Origin of the sequence: Streptomyces sp. 891-h (assembly GCF_022760275.1) — a bacterium.
Taxonomy (GTDB): Bacteria; Actinomycetota; Actinomycetes; order Streptomycetales; family Streptomycetaceae; genus Streptomyces; species Streptomyces spirodelae.
In genome coordinates this window covers 5,173,273-5,193,286 of record NZ_CP050693.1, presented here as the reverse complement: position 1 = coordinate 5,193,286, position 20,014 = coordinate 5,173,273, and the positions used below count along the sequence as shown (strand labels likewise).

Below are 20,014 nucleotides of genomic sequence, written 5' to 3'. Positions count from 1 at the left end.
CAGCTGAAGGCAAACGTGAAGCACCCGGCCGGTGCAAATGAATATGCGCGGCCCGGTGGACTCGGGTTTGATGAACAGATGCTCTCCACCGACCGCGTACTCGCCTTCGCCGCGATGTCGTTCCTGCTCATCGTCGTTCCGGGTCCCAGCGTGCTGTTCGTCGTCGGGCGGGCGCTGGCGCACGGGAGGCGGGCGGCGCTCACCACGGTGGTGGGGAACACGCTGGGCGCGTACGTCCTGGTGGCCGCCGTGGCGCTGGGGGTCGGGACGCTGGTGGAGCGGTCCGTGCTCCTCTTCACGGTGCTGAAGCTGGCGGGCGCCGCCTACCTGGTGTACCTGGGCATCAAGGCGTGGCGGCAGCGGCGTTCGCTGCAGGACGCGTTCGAGGGGCAGGCCACGGCGCACGGCGGGCTGCGCACGCTGTGGGAGGGGTTCGCGGTCGGGGTCGCCAACCCCAAGACGATCGTGTTCTTCGCCGCCGTGCTGCCGCAGTTCGTGGACCGGGAGCAGGGGCATGTGGCGGTGCAGATACTGCTGCTCGGCCTCGTCTTCAACGTCATCGCCGTTGTCTCGGACGGCGTCTGGGGGCTGGCCGCGGCCACCGCGCGGAGTTGGTTCGCGCGGTCGCCGCGACGGCTGTCGCTGGTCGGGGGCGCGGGCGGGCTCGCCATGATCGGGCTCGGGGTCACCGTCGCGGCGACGGGCCGCAAGGAGTAGACCGCCGTCAGTCCCCTCCCCCGCCCCCGGGTCCCCCTCCGAATCGTCACTGGTTCAGCCGGTTACGACCTGTGGTACTGCACCGGGCGGCGCGGTTCGGCGCCCAGTTCGGCCGCGGCCTCGTTCGCCCAGTACGGGCGGCGCAGCAGCTCGCGGCCGAGCAGTACCGCGTCCGCCTGACCAGAGGCGACGATCCGCTGGGCCTGCAGGGGCTCGGTGATCAGGCCGACGGCGCCCACGGACAGGTCCGTCTCCTTCTTGACCCGCTCTGCGAACGGCACCTGGTAGCCGGGGGCGGCCTCGATACGGGCGTCGGGCGCGTTGCCGCCGGTCGAGGTGTCGAGCAGGTCGACGCCACGGGCGAGCAGTTCCTTGGCGAGGCGGACGGTGTCGTCGCCGGTCCAGCCCTCGCGCTCGTCGTCCGGGTTCTCGGTCAGCCAGTCGGTGGCCGAGATCCGGAAGAACAGCGGCAGTTCCTCCGGCCAGACGGCGCGGACCGCCTCGACGACCTCCAGCGCGAACCGCGTACGGCCCTCGAAGGAGCCGCCGTACTCGTCGGTGCGGCGGTTGGTGAACGGGGAGAGGAACTCGTTGATCAGGTAGCCGTGCGCGCCGTGGAGCTCGACGACCTGGAAACCGGCCTCATGCGCGCGGCGGGCGCTGTCCGCGAACTGCCGTACGAGCTGGGCTATCTGCTCGTGCGTCAGCTCCTCGGGCGTGGTGTGGCCGTCGGCGAACGGCAGCGGGCTGGGGCCGACCGGCTGCCAGCCGTGACCCGTGCCGGGGGTCAGGGGTGCGCCGCGGTCGACCCAGGTGCGCTCGGTGGACGCCTTGCGGCCCGCGTGGGCGAGCTGGATGCCGGGGACGGTGCCCTGCCCGGACAGGAAGCGGGTGATACGGGCGAAGGCCTCCTGCTGGCGGTCGTTCCACAGGCCCAGGTCGTAGGGGCTGATCCGGCCCTCCGGAGTGACCGCCGTGGCCTCGACCAGCGCAAGGCCCAGCCCGCCGGCGGCCCGCGCGCCGAGGTGGGTGAGGTGCCAGTCGGTGGGAACGCCTTGGTCCGGTCCTTCGGGAGCGGCCGAGTACTGGCACATCGGCGCCATCCAGACGCGGTTGGGAACGGTCACCGACCGCAGCGTGAGGGGCTCGAACAGTGCGCTCACAGCGCTCTCCAATCGGGGTGGGGCGGAACGGCGCTTAGTACGATAGCCACCGTAGTACGACACCTGTCAAATTTCGATGACTGTCGTACTATGGAGGCGTGCCGACGACAAGCTCCGTACGCCAACTCCCGCACCCCGAGCGCGCGGAGATCCGCCTGGAAGCAGTGCTGCACGCACTCGCCGACCCGATACGGCTGCGCATCGTCACCGCGCTGGACCCCTACGGCGAGGGGGACGGCAGCGGCGCCACCTGCTCCCAGGTCGAACTGCCGGTCTCCGCCTCGACCAGCACCCACCACTTCCGCGTCCTGCGCGAGGCGGGCGTGATCAACCAGTGCTACCGCGGCACCGCCAAGATCAACTGCCTCCGCCGCACCGATCTCGAAGCCCGCTTCCCGGGCCTGCTGGACGCGGTTCTGCGCGCCGCCGCGAGCTGAACCCCACCCCTTCGAGGGACCCCACTGGGTAGTCCGCTCACATTGTCGGTGCGGCTGGCTACGGTGAGTTGCTAGTGGCTTACCGCACCTGGAGGGCGCATCATGACAGTGATGCTCGAACGACCGACGGCCATCGAGACCCCCGAGGGACCGCCCCGCTACCAGGCGCTGTTCCGGACACTCTTGACCATGGAGGTGCCCGAGGGATACCGGGCGGAGATCATCGGGGGAAACATCGTCATGTCGCCGTGGTCGAAGGGCTACTACCTCGACGTGATGGACGCCCTCGTCGAGCAGCTCATGCCCCATCTTCCCGAGGGGCAGCGCGTCTCCTACGCGCCGTTCCTCTTCGCCCTGCCCGGGCAGGAACGAGCTTACGGGCCGGACATCTACGTGGCCGCACGTGAGGCGTTTCGTACTCACGACCGGTATATCGACGGCGAAGCCCTCACGCTCGTCGCCGAGTTGACCTCGGACTCGACACGCAACGTGGACTCGACACGCAACGTGGACTGGACCGACAAGCTGCCGGTATACGCCAAGGCGGGTGTCCCGGTGTACCTGCTCCTCGACGTGCAGGAGCACACCATCTCCGTCTTCGCGGCGCCGACCCCCCTCGGGTACGCCGAACGCCGGACCTACGAGTTCGGTGACACCGTGCAGTTGCCCCCGCCGTTCGACTGCGAGATCGAGACCACCGGGTTCGGCGATATGCCGGGCAAGGCCGTGGAAAGCGAATAACAGCAGGCGAGACGGGAGCGCTTCCTGCGAAGCTGCCCGGATGGACCGACAAACCCGCTCCCTCCTCGCCCACGCCGACCACCCCATCGCGGCGCCGCTCGACGACTCCTCCGTGGACCGATTGCTGGCCCGGGCCGTGGTGCGCGACAACGCACGTGTGCTCGACCTCGGCTGCGGGGAGGGCGCGTGGCTCATCCGCGCACTCGGACAGCGGCCCGGCGTGACGGCGGCGGGGGTGGACGTCTCCGCGGAGGCGCTGGAGCGCGCCCGGCGCGCTGCCGAGGAGGCGGGGGTCGGCGGGCGGCTGACCCTGCACTGCGGCGAGGCCGCGGCGTTCGAGGCGCCGCACCTGTTCGAGGCGGTGCTCAGCGTGGGCGTGGCGCACGCGTTCGGCGGGCTGCTGCCCACCCTGGACGCCGCGCTCCGGCACCTGGCGCCCGGCGGCACCGTGCTGATCGGGGACGCGTACTGGGAGCGGGAGCCGAGCCGGTGGGCGCGGGAGACGCTGGGCGAGTACGAGGACCTGGCCGGAACGGTCGAGAAGGTCACCGCTGAGGGCTGGACGCCGGTGTACGCGCATGTGTCCACGCGGCACGAGCTGGACGACTACGAGTGGAACTGGACCGGCTCCCTCTCCCGCTGGGCGCTGGACCACCCGGGCCACCCGGACAGCGCCGAGGCGCTGCGGGCCGCTGCCCGGCACCGGGACGAGTGGCTGCGCGGCTACCGGGAGAGCTTCGGCTTCGTGTGTCTGGTGCTGCGCCGCACCACCGGATAGCGGGCGCCTGAAGTACCGAGGCCCGGCACCCCTCGCGGGGTACCGGGCCTCGGGTCGTCGCCGAGAGCGCGTACGGCTCAGCCGCGAGCGCGGCGGCTCAGCAGCCGATGAGGCGGCCGGCCAGGTAGCCCTCGATCTGGTCGAGGGAGACGCGGTCCTGCTTCATGGTGTCGCGCTCGCGCACGGTGACCGCGTTGTCGTCGAGGGTGTCGAAGTCGACGGTGACGCAGAACGGGGTGCCGATCTCGTCCTGGCGGCGGTAGCGGCGGCCGATGGCGCCCGCGTCGTCGAAGTCGATGTTCCAGTGCTTGCGCAGCGTCTCCGACAGGCCGCGGGCCTTGGGCGAGAGCTGCTCGTTGCGGGACAGCGGCAGCACGGCGACCTTGACCGGGGCGAGCCGCGGGTCGAGGCGCATCACGGTGCGCTTCTCCATCTTGCCCTTGGCGTTGGGCGCCTCGTCCTCGATGTAGGCATCGAGCATGAAGGCGAGCATCGCGCGGTTGACACCGGCCGCCGGCTCGATGACGTAGGGCGTCCAGCGCTCGCCCGCCTCCTGGTCGAAGTACGACAGGTCGTGGCCGGACGCCTTGGAGTGCGCGGTGAGGTCGAAGTCGGTGCGGTTGGCGACGCCCTCCAGCTCGGAGAACTCGCTGCCGCCGAAGTTGAAGCGGTACTCGATGTCGGCGGTGCGCTTCGAGTAGTGGGAGAGCTTCTCCTTCGGGTGCTCGTACCAGCGGATGTTCTCCTCGCGGATACCCAGGTCCCGGTACCAGGCCCAGCGCTGGTCCATCCAGTACTGGTGCCATTCCTCGTCCTCGCCCGGCTTGACGAAGAACTCCATCTCCATCTGCTCGAACTCACGGGTACGGAAGATGAAGTTGCCCGGCGTGATCTCGTTCCGGAACGACTTGCCCATCTGCGCGATGCCGAACGGCGGCTTCTTGCGCGAGGTCTGCTGGACGGCCGCGAAGTTGGTGAAGATGCCCTGCGCGGTCTCGGGGCGCAGATAGGTGACCGAGCCGGAGTCCTGGGTGGGGCCGAGGTGGGTGGACAGCAGCCCGGAGAACTGCTTGGGCTCGGTGAAGCCGCCCTTGTTGCCGCAGTGCGGGCAGTTGATGTCCGCCAGGCCGTTCTCGGGCTCGCGGCCGTGCTTGGCCTCGTACGCCTCGGTCAGGTGGTCGGCGCGGAACCGCTTGTGGCACGAGGTGCACTCGGTGAGGGGATCGGTGAAGGTGGAGACATGGCCCGATGCCTCCCAGACCTCGGGGGCCAGAATCACCGACGAGTCGATGCCCACCACGTCGTCGCGGGAGGTGACCATGGAGCGCCACCACTGGCGCTTGATGTTCTCCTTCAGCTCCACGCCCAGCGGCCCGTAGTCCCAGGCGGCACGCTGACCGCCGTAGATCTCACTGCACGGGTAGACGAAGCCACGGCGCTTGCTGAGGCTGACAATTGTGTCGATCTTGTCGGCGGCCACGGTGCTCTCTTCATTGACGACGAGACGGAATACCTCAGATTACTGGGGGCCGTAGGGGGCGCGGCAAATCGGTTCCGGATTCGGCCGGAGCCGTCCGTCCGGAGTCATCGGGACCGTCCCGGATCATCCCTTCCGCGTACGTGCCGTGATCACGGAGCGCAAAGCTCTAGTTGACAATCGTTTCCAATTTCGGTGAAAATGAGTGTCATGAACATCGGTCCCCGCCCCCGTCGGCTCATACGCACCGGCGCCGCACTCGGCGCTCTCACTCTCGCCTCCCTCCCCCTCGCCGCCTGCGGCAGTGACAGCGGGAGCAACGGGAAGGTGCGGGTGGCCGCGTCCTTCTACCCCATGGCCTACCTCGCCCAGCAGATCGGCGGGGACCACGTCGACGTCCAGAACCTCACCAAGCCCGGCACCGAGCCCCATGACCTGGAGCTGAGCCCCAAGCAGACCGGGGAGCTCAGCGAGATGGACATGGTCGTCTACCTCAAGGGGCTGCAGCCCGCCGTCGACGAGGCGGTCGAGCAGTCGGGCGTCAAGAACATCGCGGAAGCCTCCTCCTACACCACCCTGGAGGAACACGGCACCGATGTGCACGGCGAGGAGGGCCACGGCGAGCACGAGAAGGGCCACGACGAGCACGGCGAGAAGGGCCACGACGAGCACGAGGGCCACGACCACGGCGAGGACGCGGCGGGCGACCCGCACATCTGGCTCGACCCGGTGCGCTACGCGGAGGTCGCCAAGGGGGTCGGCAAGCAGCTCCAGAAGGCGGACCCCGACCACAAGAGCGAGTACAAGAAGAACACCGCGGAACTCGTCTCCCGGCTCAAGACCCTCGACAAGGACTTCAAGTCCGGTCTGAAGAACAAGAAGACCGACACCTTCATCACCACGCACGCCGCCTTCGGCTACCTCGCCGAGCGGTACGGTCTGCACCAGGAGGCCGTCGCCGGCATCGACCCGGAGTCGGAGCCCAGCGCAGCGCGGCTCAAGGAGCTCCACGAGGTCGCCAAGAAGGACCACGTGGACACCGTCTTCTTCGAGAACGACGCCAGCGACAAGACCGCCAAGACCCTCGCGGGCGACCTCCGGCTCAAGACCGCGGTGCTCAGCCCCCTGGAGACCATCAAGGACCCGAAGAAGCACGACTACTTCTCGGTGATGCACCAGAACCTGACCGCGCTCGAGACGGCTCTCGGCGCGAAGTGAGCCGGGACGAATCCCGCCACGTAGTGGCCCGCCGCGTAGTGAGGACGTGAGGCATGACGAGGACGACAGCCGCCCAGGACGGCGCCGGCATAGCCGAGGCACCGCCTGCCGTCGCCCTGCGCGGTGCCACGGCCGCGCTGGGCGGGCGGCCGGTGCTGCGCGGAGTGGATCTGACGGTGGGGCGCGGCGAGACGGTCGCGCTGCTGGGGGCCAACGGCTCGGGCAAGTCCACCACCATCCGTGCCGTGCTGGGCCAGGTGCCGCTGACCGGCGGTGAACTGGAGCTGTTCGGCACCCCGTTCGCGCGGTTCCGGGAGTGGCAGCGGCTGGGCTACGTTCCGCAGCGCTCCACCGCCGCTGCCGGGGTCCCGGCGACGGTACGGGAGGTCGTCTCGGCCGGCCGGCTGGCCCGACGCCGTTTCCGGCCGCTGGGCCGCGAGGACAAGGAAGCTGTGCGGCACGCGCTGGAGCTGGTCGGCATGGCGGACCGGATGCGGGACCCGGTCGAGGCGCTCTCCGGCGGCCAGCACCAGCGGGTGCTGATCGCCCGGGCCCTCGTCGCCGAGCCCGAGCTGCTGATCATGGACGAGCCGCTGGCGGGCGTGGACGTCGCCAACCAGGAGGTGCTGGCCGACACCCTGCGCCGGCAGGTGGAGCGGGGCACGTCCGTGCTGCTGGTGCTGCACGAACTCGGCCCGCTGGCACCGCTGATCGACCACGCCGTGGTGCTGCGGGACGGACAGGTCGAGCGGGTGGACAACCCCGACCGGCTGCACGACCTGGCCTGCCACCCGCACGGCTCCGTACCCGCCGCCGAGGCGGCGCCGAAGATCGAGACGGGGTTGTTCTCATGATCGAGATGCTGAATTACGGCTTCATGCAGCGCGCGCTGCTCGCCGCGCTGCTGGTCGGTATCGCCGCACCCGCTGTGGGCATCTACCTCGTCCAGCGGCGCCAGGCGATCATGGGCGACGGAATCGGCCATGTGGCGCTGAGCGGTGTGGCGCTGGGCTTCCTGCTGCAGACCAACCCGGTGTGGATGGCCGTGCTCGTCGCCTCGCTGGGGGCCATCTCGATGGAGCTCATCCGCTGGTACGGCAAGGCGCGGGGCGATGTGGCCCTGGCGATGCTGTTCTACGGCGGCATGGCCGGCGGCGTACTGATCATCAACCTGTCGCCGAACGGCTCGAACGCCAACCTCACCACCTATCTCTTCGGCTCCATCACCACCGTCTCGCCGCAGGACATCGCCGCCATCGTCGGCCTGTCCGCCTTCGTACTGCTCGTCTCGCTCGGCCTGCGGCGCCAGCTGTTCGCCGTCTGCCAGGACGAGGAGTTCGCGCGGGTGACGGGGCTGCCGGTGCGGCTGCTCAACCTGCTGCTGGCCGTGACGGCCGCGGTCACCGTCACGGTGGCGATGCGGGTGGTCGGGCTGCTGCTGGTCAGCGCGCTGATGGTGATCCCGGTGGCCGCCGCCCAGCAGGCCACCCGCGGCTTCGCCGTCACGCTGGGCACGGCGATGGGCTTCGGGGTCGCCGTCACCCTCTCCGGCACGGTGACCTCCTACTACGCCGACGTACCGCCCGGCGCCAGCATCGTCGTCATCGCCATCGCCCTCTTCGGTCTCGTCACGGTGCTCGCCGCGCCGCTGGCCCGGCGCAGGGCAGCACGTGACGCGGACAGGACTGTCCCCACAGGGCCCGGAGAGGGCACCCTGGTAGCGGACGGGAACGAGAGCGCCGGCAACGGCACGGGGCCGGTCGACCGCCCGAGCAGGGTGTAATACCCGCTCGTGGGGGGCGCCTGGCACAATGGGTGGCCGCGAACGCCGCACCGGGCCTCAGCCGCCTCGGCGCCTGTCCGGAGCCGACGAACGTAAGGAGCCAGAGCGTGACCACCGCAGGTCCCCCTGTACGCGGCCGGTCGACCCGGCAACGCGCCGCCGTCTCCGCGGCACTCGCCGAGGTCGAGGAGTTCCGCAGCGCGCAGGAACTGCACGACATGCTCAAACACCGGGGTGACTCGGTGGGGCTCACCACGGTCTACCGCACCCTCCAGTCCCTCGCCGACGCGGGCGAGGTCGACGTACTGCGTACCGACGACGGCGAGGCCGTCTACCGGCGGTGCCACAGTGACGACCACCACCATCATCTGGTCTGCCGCGCCTGCGGCAAGGCCGTGGAGGTGGAGGGCCCCGTGGTGGAGAAGTGGGCCGCCTCGGTCGCGGCCGAACACGGCTTCGTCAACGTGGGCCACACGGTCGAAATCTTCGGCACGTGCGGGGAGTGTGCCGCCGCAGGTTGAGGCTTGCCCCGCATGGGGGGGCTGCGCTTGCCCACCCTGCGCCCCTGGCGCAGACTGCCCAAGCTTCGCAGGGAGGAAGGCGCCCCGTCAGGGGCGCGGGGAACTGCGCGCGCAACCAACAGCGCACCCGCAGACTGCGACGGGCAGCAAGGGGCACCCCCTCCCCAGAACTCAGCGCCGTGCAGCGGTAAGCGCCTCCACGCCGTCCAGGATCAAGCCCAGCCCGAACCGGAAGTCGGCCGTACCCTCCGAGTCGGCGGACTCCGCACTGTCGGACAACTCGCCGGAGGCCAGCAACTCACGGGTGGCCGGAAAGTCCCCGGCCGAGGTGAGCTCGGACAGCAACCCCCAGTAGCTGCGCTCGACGCCCTCCCACGTCGTGGCCCTCGCCCGGGTCGCCTCATCGATGTCCGCCAGCAACGAGACGTTGCTGCGGACATAACCGCTGACGGTGATCAGCACGCCCAGTTTTTCCTCGGCGTCCAGCCCCGTCCCCCGCAGATACGCCAGCGCCTGCTCCATCCACTCCACGTTGTGCGGGGAGAGCGGCGGGGTGCCGATGGGGATGCGGACGATCCACAGGTGGCGCCGTAGGACGTCGCGGTAGGCGGCGGCCCAGTGCGCCAGGCCCGCGCGCAGGCCCTCCCCCGCCGGGGGGCCAGGAGGCGGGGAGCCGATGGCCGCGTCCTCCATGAGGATCAGCAGATCGTCCTTGCCCGCGACATAGCGGTAGAGCGCCATGGTCGAGACGCCGACCTCGGTGGCGACGCGGCTCATGGACACCGCGGCCAGCCCCTCCGCGTCGGCGACACCGATCGCGGCGGTCACGATCCGCCGCACGTCCAGCGCGCGTGCCGGTCCCTTGCCTGGCCGCTCCTTGAGGCCCCAAGCGGCGGCCACGCCTGCCGGGAGGCCGCTCGGGGACTGCTGCTCCCGCTTCGCCATCGCGTGCCGTTCCACCTTTCGGGTTGCCGGTGACCACCGGGGTCGTGTATAGCATACGCAGTAGAGTTTATGGCATACGCAGTAGCGCGTATCGCCTACACAGAAGGCACAAGCCACCAGGCCACACAGAAGACACAGAAGAGGGGGGATGTGCCATGCACCAAGGACCGAAGCCGAGTTGGGCGATAGAGACGCGCGGACTGAGCAAGGCGTACGGCTCCGTGCCCGTGCTCAAGGGGCTCGACCTACGGGTACGGCGCGGCAGCGTCTTCGCGCTGCTGGGACCGAACGGGGCCGGCAAGACCACAACGGTGCGCATTCTGGCGACGCTCGCCCGGGCCGACACCGGGCAGGCCACCGTGGCCGGGCACGACGTGGTCTCCGCCCGCTCCCGGGTGCGCCGCGCCATCAGCCTCACGGGGCAGTACGCGGCGCTCGACGAGGAGCAGACGGGGCTGGAGAACCTGCGGATGATGGCCAGGCTGCGCGGCCGCTCACCCGCGGCGGCGCGCCGCCGCGCGGCGGAGCTGCTGGAGCGGTTCGCGCTCACCGGGGCCGGGGACCGCCGGGTGTCCACCTACTCGGGCGGGATGCGGCGCAGGCTGGACATCGCGGCCGGGTTGGTCGGCGACCCCGAGGTGGTCTTCCTGGACGAGCCGACGACGGGGCTCGACCCGCGCAGCCGCCGCACGATGTGGGCGACGGTCGGCTCGCTGGCCGAGGCGGGTGTGACCGTCTTCCTCACCACGCAGTATCTGGAGGAGGCAGACCAGCTGGCCGACCGGGTGGCCGTGCTGGACAGGGGCCGGATACGCGCCGAGGGCACACCCGAGGAGCTGAAGAAGACGGTCACGGCCCAGCGCCTGGACCTGACGATGGCCGGAAGCGCCGCCTACGAGACGCTGGCCGGCCGGCTGGGCGGACGGGCCCTGCACCGGGCGCCGGAGGAGCTGGTACTGGGCGTGGCCACCGACGGCAGCGCGGCCCATGTGCGGGCGCTGCTGGACGAGTTGGATCCCACCCGCGAACAGGTCGCCCGCTTCGCGCTGCACAGCGCCACCCTCGACGACGTCTTCCTGGAGCTGACCCATGAGTGATCACACGGCTTACGCGGTACTGGCGGGCCGGTCCGTGCGGCTGACCCGGCGCAATCCGGACGCCGTGATCACGGCGCTGGTGCTGCCGGTGATGCTGATGCTGGTGTTCGTCTACTTCTTCGGCGGGGCCATCGAGACGAGCACCGGGACGTATGTGACCTATGTGGCGCCCGGCGTGCTGATCCTGTGCGCCGGATACGGCGCGTCGATGACGGCGACCACCGTCTCCAACGACATGACGAACGGCATCATCGACCGCTTCCGCTCGATGGACACCAGCCCCACGGCCGTGCTGACCGGACACGTCGCGGCGAGCGTGGCACGGAACGCCGCGGCCACCACTGCCGTACTGGCGGTCGCCTTCGCGATCGGCTTCCGGCCGCACGCGGGCGTGGTGGACTGGCTGGCCGCGTGCGGCATCCTGCTGCTCTACATCACCACGCTCTCCTGGCTGGGCGCCGCAGCGGGGCTGCTGGCCAAGTCCCCCGAAGCGGCGGGCGGATTCACCTTCGGAATGCTCTTCCTTCCCTACCCCAGCAGCGCCTTCGTGCCGATCGACACCATGCCGGACTGGCTGCACGGCTTCGCCGAGAACCAGCCCGTGACCCCCGTCATCGAGTCGCTGCGGGGCCTGCTGCTGGACCGGCCGGCCGGTGACAGCCCCTGGCTGGCGCTCGCCTGGTGCCTGGGGCTGCTGACGGTGGCACTGCCGGTGTGCGCGGCGCTCTTCCGGCGGCGTACCGGCTGAGGGGCGTACCGGCCGGCTGACGGGCGTACCGGCTAAAAGTACTGAGGGGCGTCAGGGTGCGGGGCTCGCCGGGTCGGAGGTCCAGTGGCGGCGGCCGAGGCTGATGAGGCGGAGCTGACGGCGGGCCGTGTGCGCGACGACGTCCTCCGGCGGCCCCTCCCCCTGGGCCGCCTCCAGGAACGCGGAGGCGGTCATCACCATATGGTCGACGTAGGTCTCGCCCAGCATCCGCAGATCCTCTGCGCTCCACCCCCGCGAGACCTCGTCGCGGGCCAGCGCCTCGGCCACCTCCTCGGCGAACCGGTCGAGTTCGGCACCGATGGCGGTGCGCACGGCGGCCACCCCGCCGTGCCGCTCGCGCACCACGAAGCGGATGTGCTCGGGGTGTTCGCGGACGAAGCGGGCGATGGCGTCCACGAGGTGGTCGATGCGCTCACCGTCCTCGCTGCGCTCGGTCAGTCCGGCCTGTATCACCGCGTGCAGACTGCCCAGCGACTCCTCCACCAGGGCGACGCCCAGGTCGGCCACGTCACGGAAGTGCCGGTAGAAGGCCGCGGGTGAGATGCCCACGGCGCGGGTGATCTCGCGCAGGCCGATGCTGCTGAGGCTCTGCTCCTCGAGCAGGGCGAGGCCGGCGTCGAGCAGGGCGCGGCGTGTGCGGGCCTTTTGCAGGTCCCGCTGCGAGTGGGAGGTGGTTCGGGGGGTGGTGCTCATGGCTTCAGTAAACAGTTGTGCGCCGGGCCCCGCAATGCTGTAGTGTCGAACTCAGTGAACAATTGTCACCACACTTGTTCACCCACTGCTTCTACGAGTTGGGAGAAAGAGGAACTGATGATCTTCCTCGTCGCAGCGTTCCTCCTGCTGGGCGTCCTGGTCGGGCCGCCGGCCCAACTGCCGCCCGCCGTAACCGTCTCCGCAGCCGCGGTCATCGCCGCCTGGCTGCTGGTCTTCACCGTCCGCGAGCGCACCCGCCGCAACCGGAAGAGGAGCTGACCATGAGCACTGTCCTGCTCCGCAAGGGCCGTACCCGGACCGGGGACGCCGACGACATGGCCGTGGCTTCGTTCGTCATGGGCCTGGTCGGACTGCTGGTCTTCAACGTCGTCCTCGGCCCCTGTGCACTGGTGCTGGGCGGGCTGGCACTGGCCCGCGGCACGAACCGGCGCGGCCGCGCCATGCTGGGCACCGCGTTGGGCGCCGCCGATTTGCTCGTGCTCGCCGTACTGGTGACGGCGAACGGCACCGTCTCCTGGAGCTTCACGGGCTGACGGCGCCCTGCTGGCCGTCGTCATTGCGCGCACCGCCGAAGCGGCGGTCGCGCTGGGCGTACTCCAGGCAGGCCGCCCACAGGTCGCGCCGGTCGAAGTCCGGCCACAGGGTGTCCTGGTAGACCATCTCCGCGTAGGCGCTCTGCCAGATCAGATAGTTGGACGTACGCTGCTCGCCCGACGGCCGCAGGAAGAGATCCACGTCCGGCATGTCGGGGTAGTACAGATACTTCGCGAACATCTTCTCGCTGACCTTGGCCGGATCCAGCCGGCCCGCCGCCACCGCCTCGGCGACAGCACGCGCCGCGTCCGCGATCTCGGCACGGCCGCCGTAGTTGACGCAGAAGTACAGCGTCATCGCGTCGTTGTCCTTCGTCTGCTCCTGGGCTACCTGGAGCTCCTGGACGACGGACTTCCACAGCTTCGGCATCCGCCCCACCCAGCGGATGCGGATACCCAGCGCGTCCATCTCGTCCCGCCGGCGGCGGATCACGTCGCGGTTGAAGTTCATCAAGAAGCGCACCTCTTCCGGGGAGCGCTTCCAGTTCTCGGTCGAGAAGGCGTACAGCGACAGGTTCTTCACGCCCATCTCGATGCAGCCCTTGAGCACGTCCATGACGACGCCCTCACCGACCTTGTGGCCCTCCGTGCGCGGCAGCCCCCGCTGCTTGGCCCACCGGCCGTTGCCGTCCATGACGACCGCCACATGGTTCGGGACCAGCTCGCCCGGGATCTTGGGCGGCCGGGCACCCGACGGGTGCGGCTCGGGCGTCGCGTACTCGCGCTGCTGCGACCAGGACAGCATTCCGCGGCGTGCCATTCGGTACTCAACTCCAGCGGGCGGGACTCGCAGGGACAGTGCTGACCCGCCCGAGCCTAACCGCTACTGGCCGCCCGCCGCCTGCCGGACGTAGCGCAGCGAGCGCAGCCCGCGCTCCAGATGCCAGTGCAGATACGCCGAGACCAGCCCCGAGCCCTCCCGGCAGTGCCGGGCCTCGGCGGCGTCTGCGGTCTCCCAGTCGCCGGTCAGCAGTGCGCCCAGCAGCCGCAGCGCCTCCGGGGACGGCACCACACTGCCCGGCACCCGGCAGTCGACGCACACCACACCGCCCGAGGCCACGGAGAAGAACCGGTTCGGCCCCGGCAGCCCGCACTTGGCACAGTCCGCGAAGCTGGGCGCGTAGCCGCCCATCGCCAGGGACCGCAGCAGAAAGGCGTCCAGCACCAGACCCGCGCTGTGCGCCCCCGAGGCGAGGGTGCGCAGGCCGCCGACCAGCAGCAGATACTGCTGCACATTCGGCTCGCCCTCGTGGTCGGTGAACCGCTCGGCCGTCTCCAGCATCGCCGTCCCGGCGGTGTAGCGGTCGTAGTCGGCCACGATGCCCTGGCCGTACGCGGCGATCGTCTCCGTCTGCGTACAGAGCGGGAGGCCGCGCCCCACCAGCTCGCTGCCCCGTGCGAAGAACTGCACGTCGACGTGGCTGAAGGGCTCCAGCCGCGCGCCGAACTTCGACTTCGTCCGCCGGACGCCCCGCGCCACGGCACGCACCCGCCCGTGCCCCCGGGTGAGCAGCGTGATGATGCGGTCGGCCTCGCCGAGCTTCTGCGTGCGCAGGACGATGCCGTCGTCGCGGAACAGGCTCATGGCCTCATTCTCGCGTACCCGGTGTGATGAGTCCGGACTCATAGGCGGCGATCACCAGCTGTGCGCGGTCCCGCACGGAGAGCTTGCCCATGATCCGGCTCACATGGGTCTCCGCCGTGAGCGGCGACAGCGAGAGGGTCTCGGCGATCTCCGTGTTGTTGAGGCCCCGCCCGACCAGGGCGAGCACCTGCCGCTCGCGGGCCGAGAGCGCGCCCAGGGCCTCGGGACACGGCGCCGTCACGGCACCATCCGCGGGGGCGCGCAGCACGCGGGCGATCAACCGGGCCGTCGGTCCGGGCGAGAGCAGCGCATCCCCCGCCGCGACGGTACGGATCGCCTCCAGCAGCTCGGCGGGCCGGGTGTCCTTGACCAGGAACCCGGAGGCCCCGGCGCGCAGCGCGTCGACCACGTGCTCGTCGGTGTCGTAGGTGGTCAGGACGATCCGGATGGGGCCCGCGCCCTCGCGGAGCCTGCTCGTCGAAGCGGTTTCCGTCATGACAGGGCTCCCCTCGGTGCGGCGGAAGACGCGAGTGCGGAGGTGGACGGCCGGGCGGGCAGCAGGGCGGTGACGGCGAACCCGGGCCCTGGAGCGCGCGGTCCGGCCTCCACGGTGCCGCCGACGCTGCGGGCCCGCTCCCGCATCCCGGCGATGCCGAACCCGCCGGGACCGCCGGTGTCCTGTCCCGGAGCGGGAGCGGCACCGTCCGGGCCGTCGTCGACGACGGAGACCCGCAGCGCCTCTCCCACGGCCTCCACCACGGCCCGTACCCGGACGGCGGGCCCGGCGTGCCGCACCGCGTTGGTCAGCGCCTCCTGCGCAGCGCGATGAGCGACGCCGCGGCGACGGGCACGCCGCGCAGCGACTCCTCGCGGGTGCGGTGCATCAGGAAGATGCCGTAGTCGACGCCGAGCGCGACGAGGAGGACGAACGTCATCAGCGGTATGCCCGGGTCGAGCCCCTCGAAGCCCAGCAGCGGCCCGAAGGCCAGCCCGCCCAGGCCCAGTGCCGCGCCCCAGGTGGAGACGACGGCGGCCGTCAGGATGAGCGGCGCGACCAGGCTCTCCGCCGCTCGCCTCCCCTTCGTCGCCCGTGCGACCGAACCCGGCGCTTCCGCCCCGGAAGGCCCGGGGCCCCGGTTACTCCCGCTGTCGTACTCCCGCCGACGCACCTGCGGCGCGCTGGGCGCTCAGTGCGCGGCGGAACCAGTGGAACGAGGCTCTCGGGGTGCGCTCGAGAGTCGTGTAGTCCACATGGACCAGGCCGAACCGCCGGCTGCAGCCCTCGGCCCATTCGAAGTTGTCCAGCAGCGACCAGACGAAATAGCCGCGTACGTCGATGCCTTCGGCCAGCGCGGTGTGCAGCTCGCGCAGATGGGCGTCCAGGAAGGCGATACGGGCGCTGTCCTCGGTACGGTCCGGATACGCGCAGCCGTTCTCCGTGATCATGACGGGCGGCAGCCGGTCGCCGTACCGCGCGCGGAGAATCCGCAGCGTCTCGGGGAGCCCTTCGGGTACGACGGCCCAGCCGAACCCGGTGCGTTCCCTGCCGGGCATCTCGTGGAGGGCGAAGGGGAGTTCGGCGGGGATGTCGACGCCCGCGAACCCGGCGCCGGGACCGTCCGCGATCCCGTCGCCCGGGCCGTCCGCCGGCCCGCCGGTGGACTCCGCGGCGCCGACCAGGGTTGGCTGATAGTAGTTGACGCCGTACCAGTCGAGCGGTTCCGCGATCGCCCGCAGGTCGTCGTCGACCGGCCCGGGCAGCAACTCGGCCAGCCCCTCGGGATAGCGCCCCAGCAGCAGCGGGTCGGCGAAGAGCCGGTTGGTGAGGGTGTCGTAGAAGTCGGCCGCACCGGTGTCGGCCGTACTGTCCGAGCACGCGTGTACGGGACCGTGCGAGTTGGCGACGCCGATGGAGCGGGCGCCCTCGGCCCGCAGGGCGCGCACGGCCAGGCCGTGGCCGAGCAGTTGGTGGTGCGCGGCGGGCAGCGCCTCGAACAGCAGCCGCTTTCCGGGCGCGTGCACCCCGAGGCCGTAGCCGAGCAGGGTCACCTCGGCGGGCTCGTTGAGCGTGGTCCAGTGCGCGACGCGGTCCTTGAGCCGGGCGGCGACCTCGGCTGCGTAGTCCGCGAACCGCAGCGCGGTGTCACGCAGCAGCCAGCCGCCGCGCTCCTCCAGCGCGAGCGGGGTGTCCCAGTGGAAGAGGGTGGGCACCGGCTGGATGCCGGCCTCGCACAGGGCGTCCACGAGCCGGTCGTAGAAGTCGAGCCCCGGCGCGTTCAGCGGCCCCGTGCCGGTGGGCAGCAGGCGGGGCCAGGAGAGGGAGAACCGGTAGGCGCCGACGCCCAGTTCCCGCAGCAGCGCCACGTCCTCGGGCCAGCGGTGGTAGTGATCGGTGGCGACGGCCGCGTCGCTGCCGTCCTTGATCCGGCCGGGCTCCCTGGTGAAGGCGTCCCAGGACGACGGCCCGCGCCCGTCCTCCGCCACGGCGCCCTCGATCTGGAAGGCGGAGGTGGCCACACCCCACAGGAAGCCGTCGGGGAAGGCGGGGAGCGGCTGAGAGGGCGTCATCGGCGCTTCAGGAGGGGGTGCGGGCCTGGGCCAGCAGCCGGTCCACGTCCTCGGCTCCGATCTCCAGCGCCCGTCCGATGGTGGCCAGCACCTCGCGCTCGGCCGCGCAGTACACCCCGTCGGCGAGCGCGATCCGCGCACCTTGCAGCAGCAGGCTCTCCCGGCCGGGCACGGCCAGATGCGGGGTGAGCGGCGCCAGCACCTCGTGCAGTTCGATCTCCAGGGAGATCCTGCCGTGGCCCTGCTGTCTGCTCTCCGCGGTGAGCGCGGCGAGCAGCGCGGTCAGCTCCTCTTCGGTGCAGCCGGGGAAACCGGCGGCCCGCACCGTCTCGGCGGCCGTCTCGCGGGCCGCCCGCGCGTCCGAACCGCCGGCAGCCAGCACGGCGAGCGCCACGCTGTGCACCGCCTCGCGCAGCATGCCGGCCAGCCGCGAGGTGGTGGGCCGGTCCAGGGCCTCGGCGCCGAAGTGGCCCCGGCAGGCCACGCATTCGACCACGGGCCCGGCCGGGCCGCGCGGCAGAAGGGGAAGGCCCAGGACGACGAACCGGCGCCGTCCCGCACGCCGGCGGTAGCGGCGGTCGCCGCCGCAGCCGGGGCAGAAGAAGTCGCCGTCGTCGAGGGTGCGCCAGCTCGTGCGGACCCCTACGAGACGTACACGGAAGGGTCGTTGGCGCATGGCCTCGCACCTCCATCACGATTCGGCAACGTCGCCGGGTGACGTGATATTAACCACAGCCGGGCGCCGGAGACAGCCCTTGGAGAGTTTTTCAGCCCCGCACGTCACATACCCCCACACCCGCCGCCCCAACAGCGGCGCGGGGAACTGCGCGAGCGACCACGACGCACCCGCAGCCCGCAGACGCCGCAAGGGGCACCCCTCACCGGAACAAGCCCCCGGGCGGGCCGCCACCGGAATGCCGGCCGGCCCGCCCGAAGAACGTGCGGCTCAGCCCCGATACGCGCGGTTGACCGCCGACACAGCGGCCTTGATGGAGGCCCGCACGATGTTGGCGTCGATGCCCACACCCCACAGCACCTGGCCGCCGATGGCGCACTCGATGTAGGCGGCGGCCTGCGCTCCGACGCCCTCGCTCATGGTGTGCTCCACGTAGTCCAGCAGCCGCACGTCCACGTCGATGGCGTGCAGCGCGTCGAAGAAGGCGGCCAGCGGGCCGTTGCCGGTGCCGCTGAGCACCACGGGCTCGCCGTCGACCACGGCCTCGACGGTCAGCGCGTCGGCGCCCTCGCTGGTGGTGGAGGTCTGCGCGCCGCGCAGCGCGATACGGCCCCAGCTCTTCTGAGGGGTCGGCAGGTACTCGTCCTGGAAGGCCGCCCAGATGTCGGCGGGTGTGACCTCGCCGCCCTCGGCGTCGGTCTTCTCCTGGATGATCTTGGAGAACTCCACCTGCATGCGGCGCGGCAGGTCCAGGTGGTGCTCACCCTTGAGGACGTAGGCGATGCCGCCCTTGCCGGACTGCGAGTTGACGCGGATGACGGCCTCGTAGGAGCGGCCGACGTCCTTGGGGTCGATGGGCAGATAGGGGACGGCCCACTCGATGTCGTCCACGCTGCTGCCCGCCTTCGCCGCGCGGGCCTCCATGGCGTCGAAGCCCTTCTTGATGGCGTCCTGGTGGGAGCCGGAGAAGGCGGTGTAGACCAGATCGCCCACGTACGGGTGGCGCGGGTGGACCTCCATCTGGTTGCAGTACTCGTAGGTGCGGCGGATCTCGTCGATCTGCGAGAAGTCGATCATCGGGTCGACGCCCTGGCTGAACAGGTTCATCCCCAGCGTCACCAGGTCGACGTTGCCGGTGCGCTCGCCCTGTCCGAACAGGCAGCCCTCGACGCGGTCGGCGCCCGCCATCACGGCCAGCTCGGCGGCGGCCACCGCCGTGCCGCGGTCGTTGTGCGGGTGCACGGACAGGCACACGTGCTCGCGGCGGGACAGGTGACGGCCCATCCACTCGAACCGGTCGGCGTGGGTGCTGGGCGTGGAGCGCTCGACGGTGGCGGGCAGATTGAGGATGATCTCGCGGCCGTCCTCGGGCTGCCATACGTCCATGACGCCCTCGCAGACCTCCAGCGCGAAGTCCAGCTCGGTGTCGGTGAAGATCTCCGGGCTGTACTGGTAGCCGAAGGCGGTCCGGTCGTCCAGCAGCTTCTCGGCGTACTCCATCACCAGCCGGGTGCCGTCCACGGCGATCTGCTTGACCTGGTCGCGGGTGCCGCGGAAGACGACCTCGCGGAAGACCGGCGCTGTCGCGTTGTACAGGTGGACCGTGGCGTGGTGGGCGCCCTTCAGCGACTCGACGGTCCGCTCGATCAGCTCCTCACGGGCCTGGGTGAGGACGGAGATCGTCACGTCCTCGGGGATCGCGTCCTCCTCGATGATGGAGCGCACGAAGTCGAAGTCGGTCTGGCCCGAGGAGGGGAAGCCGACCTCGATCTCCTTGTAGCCCATCCTCACCAGCAGGTCGAACATCTCCCGCTTGCGGGCCGGGGACATCGGGTCGATCAGCGCCTGGTTGCCGTCCCGCAGGTCGGTCGACAGCCAGCGGGGGGCCTTGGTGATCCGGTTGTTCGGCCAGGTGCGGTCGGGCAGGTCGACGGCCTCGTACTGGCCGTACCTGTGGACCGGCATTCCGGAGGGGCGCTGGCGTACGGAAGCCGCGGTCAGCGGGGTGGCGCGGCCGATGGGGGCCTGTGTGGCGCGGGCAGGCCGGGCGGGCTGCTGGGATGTCATGGCGTTCGGGCTCCTGTGAGGTAGCTGTTCCAAGACCGACGACAGCACTCGACTCCGCGGGGAGGGGGTCGGCCTTGTGGTGGCTACAGACCCTCGCCGCGGCAGCTAAGAAGAAGCAGCCCGAAACGCATGATGTTCGCAGCATAACGGAGGTCCGGCGGGCAG

22 protein-coding genes and 2 pseudogenes are annotated in these 20,014 nt (G+C 70.8%); 12 read left to right on the top strand and 12 right to left on the bottom strand.

All coding sequences use genetic code 11. From position 1 onward, the window contains the following. The first annotated feature begins 78 nt into the window (after positions 1-78). The gene (locus HC362_RS22730) at positions 79-717 is read left to right on the top strand and encodes a LysE family translocator (RefSeq protein WP_243085835.1); all 639 of its coding nucleotides are present in this window, start codon (positions 79-81) and stop codon (positions 715-717) included. Positions 718-779: 62 nt separating this feature from the next. Here the strand turns inward: HC362_RS22730 and HC362_RS22725 are convergent, their stop codons facing one another. Next, entirely contained in the window at positions 780-1,880 is a 1,101-nt protein-coding gene (locus HC362_RS22725; RefSeq protein ID WP_243085834.1) for an NADH:flavin oxidoreductase/NADH oxidase, read from the bottom strand. A gap of 98 nt (positions 1,881-1,978) precedes the next feature. Here HC362_RS22725 and HC362_RS22720 point away from each other — a divergent pair, with 98 nt between their 5' ends. The 3 genes from HC362_RS22720 (at position 1,979) to HC362_RS22710 (ending at position 3,836) form a co-directional block, all read left to right on the top strand. After that, positions 1,979-2,317: a helix-turn-helix domain-containing protein gene (locus HC362_RS22720; RefSeq protein WP_243085833.1), complete on the top strand. Its 339-nt coding sequence runs from the start codon at positions 1,979-1,981 to the stop codon at positions 2,315-2,317. Positions 2,318-2,419: 102 nt separating this feature from the next. Next, entirely contained in the window at positions 2,420-3,058 is a 639-nt protein-coding gene (locus HC362_RS22715) for a Uma2 family endonuclease (protein ID WP_243085832.1), read from the top strand. Positions 3,059-3,098: 40 nt separating this feature from the next. Next, complete coding sequence (locus HC362_RS22710; protein WP_243085831.1) at positions 3,099-3,836, top strand: class I SAM-dependent methyltransferase; 738 nt, start codon at positions 3,099-3,101, stop codon at positions 3,834-3,836. A gap of 97 nt (positions 3,837-3,933) precedes the next feature. Here HC362_RS22710 and HC362_RS22705 read toward each other — a convergent pair whose 3' ends face one another. Then, complete coding sequence (locus HC362_RS22705; RefSeq protein ID WP_209263232.1) at positions 3,934-5,316, bottom strand: glycine--tRNA ligase; 1,383 nt, start codon at positions 5,314-5,316, stop codon at positions 3,934-3,936. A gap of 207 nt (positions 5,317-5,523) precedes the next feature. On the opposite strand from HC362_RS22705, the gene HC362_RS22700 reads away from it, so the two are divergent. From HC362_RS22700 to HC362_RS22685, 4 genes are all read left to right on the top strand, one after another. Next, a complete protein-coding gene (locus HC362_RS22700; protein ID WP_243085830.1) occupies positions 5,524-6,531 on the top strand; it encodes a metal ABC transporter substrate-binding protein in 1,008 nt (335 codons plus the stop codon). A 53-nt stretch (positions 6,532-6,584) separates the two neighbouring features. Then, positions 6,585-7,385, top strand: a complete 801-nt coding sequence (locus HC362_RS22695) for a metal ABC transporter ATP-binding protein (protein WP_243085829.1) — start codon at positions 6,585-6,587, stop codon at positions 7,383-7,385. Beyond that, entirely contained in the window at positions 7,382-8,314 is a 933-nt protein-coding gene (locus tag HC362_RS22690; RefSeq protein WP_243085828.1) for a metal ABC transporter permease, read from the top strand. Before HC362_RS22695 ends, HC362_RS22690 begins: the two co-directional genes overlap by 4 nt. Before the next feature lie 107 nt (positions 8,315-8,421). Then, positions 8,422-8,835 carry a transcriptional repressor gene (locus HC362_RS22685; protein WP_209210409.1) on the top strand — a complete coding sequence of 138 codons (414 nt, stop codon included), beginning with the start codon at positions 8,422-8,424 and terminating at the stop codon, positions 8,833-8,835. Positions 8,836-9,006: 171 nt separating this feature from the next. Here HC362_RS22685 and HC362_RS22680 read toward each other — a convergent pair whose 3' ends face one another. Further along, the gene (locus HC362_RS22680) at positions 9,007-9,780 is read right to left on the bottom strand and encodes a TetR/AcrR family transcriptional regulator (RefSeq protein ID WP_243085827.1); all 774 of its coding nucleotides are present in this window, start codon (positions 9,778-9,780) and stop codon (positions 9,007-9,009) included. 155 nt (positions 9,781-9,935) lie between these two features. Between HC362_RS22680 and HC362_RS22675 the strand changes: the two genes are divergently transcribed. Then, entirely contained in the window at positions 9,936-10,877 is a 942-nt protein-coding gene (locus HC362_RS22675; protein WP_243085826.1) for an ATP-binding cassette domain-containing protein, read from the top strand. Then, the gene (locus HC362_RS22670; RefSeq protein WP_243085825.1) at positions 10,870-11,625 is read left to right on the top strand and encodes an ABC transporter permease; all 756 of its coding nucleotides are present in this window, start codon (positions 10,870-10,872) and stop codon (positions 11,623-11,625) included. The genes HC362_RS22675 and HC362_RS22670 overlap by 8 nt, the downstream gene beginning before the upstream one ends. A 51-nt stretch (positions 11,626-11,676) precedes the next feature. Here the strand turns inward: HC362_RS22670 and HC362_RS22665 are convergent, their stop codons facing one another. Further along, complete coding sequence (locus HC362_RS22665) at positions 11,677-12,339, bottom strand: TetR family transcriptional regulator (RefSeq protein ID WP_243085824.1); 663 nt, start codon at positions 12,337-12,339, stop codon at positions 11,677-11,679. Between the two features lie 117 nt (positions 12,340-12,456). Here HC362_RS22665 and HC362_RS22660 point away from each other — a divergent pair, with 117 nt between their 5' ends. Both HC362_RS22660 and HC362_RS22655 read left to right on the top strand, forming a co-directional pair. Further along, positions 12,457-12,618 (top strand): hypothetical protein, encoded by a 162-nt coding sequence (locus tag HC362_RS22660; protein WP_243085823.1) that lies wholly within the window; start codon positions 12,457-12,459, stop codon positions 12,616-12,618. Between the two features lie 2 nt (positions 12,619-12,620). Next, positions 12,621-12,893, top strand: a complete 273-nt coding sequence (locus HC362_RS22655; RefSeq protein ID WP_243085822.1) for a DUF4190 domain-containing protein — start codon at positions 12,621-12,623, stop codon at positions 12,891-12,893. Here HC362_RS22655 and HC362_RS22650 read toward each other — a convergent pair. The 8 genes and pseudogenes from HC362_RS22650 to leuA form a co-directional block, all read right to left on the bottom strand. Next, positions 12,883-13,713: an isoprenyl transferase gene (locus HC362_RS22650; protein ID WP_243085821.1), complete on the bottom strand. Its 831-nt coding sequence runs from the start codon at positions 13,711-13,713 to the stop codon at positions 12,883-12,885. The two genes, HC362_RS22655 and HC362_RS22650, sit on opposite strands and share 11 nt — an antisense overlap. Positions 13,714-13,776: 63 nt before the next feature. Next, on the bottom strand, positions 13,777-14,538 hold the full coding sequence (recO, locus tag HC362_RS22645; protein ID WP_243085820.1) for a DNA repair protein RecO: 762 nt from the start codon (positions 14,536-14,538) through the stop codon (positions 13,777-13,779). 4 nt (positions 14,539-14,542) lie between these two features. Then, a pseudogene (locus HC362_RS22640) lies at positions 14,543-14,980 on the bottom strand (response regulator transcription factor); the annotation flags it as partial. A 50-nt stretch (positions 14,981-15,030) separates the two neighbouring features. Continuing rightward, positions 15,031-15,369: pseudogene (locus HC362_RS22635) on the bottom strand (ATP-binding protein); the annotation flags it as partial. Beyond that, positions 15,342-15,707: an MMPL family transporter gene (locus HC362_RS22630; protein WP_347568468.1), complete on the bottom strand. Its 366-nt coding sequence runs from the start codon at positions 15,705-15,707 to the stop codon at positions 15,342-15,344. The gene HC362_RS22630 and the pseudogene HC362_RS22635, both read right to left, overlap by 28 nt. After that, the gene (locus tag HC362_RS22625) at positions 15,676-17,106 is read right to left on the bottom strand and encodes a family 1 glycosylhydrolase (protein WP_243085819.1); all 1,431 of its coding nucleotides are present in this window, start codon (positions 17,104-17,106) and stop codon (positions 15,676-15,678) included. Before HC362_RS22625 ends, HC362_RS22630 begins: the two co-directional genes overlap by 32 nt. 7 nt (positions 17,107-17,113) lie before the next feature. Continuing rightward, positions 17,114-17,782, bottom strand: coding sequence for a TerB family tellurite resistance protein (locus tag HC362_RS22620; protein ID WP_243085818.1), 669 nt, complete (start codon positions 17,780-17,782; stop codon positions 17,114-17,116). Positions 17,783-18,052: 270 nt separating this feature from the next. Next, entirely contained in the window at positions 18,053-19,849 is a 1,797-nt protein-coding gene (gene leuA, locus HC362_RS22615; protein ID WP_243085817.1) for a 2-isopropylmalate synthase, read from the bottom strand. Between the last annotated feature and the right edge of the window lie 165 nt (positions 19,850-20,014).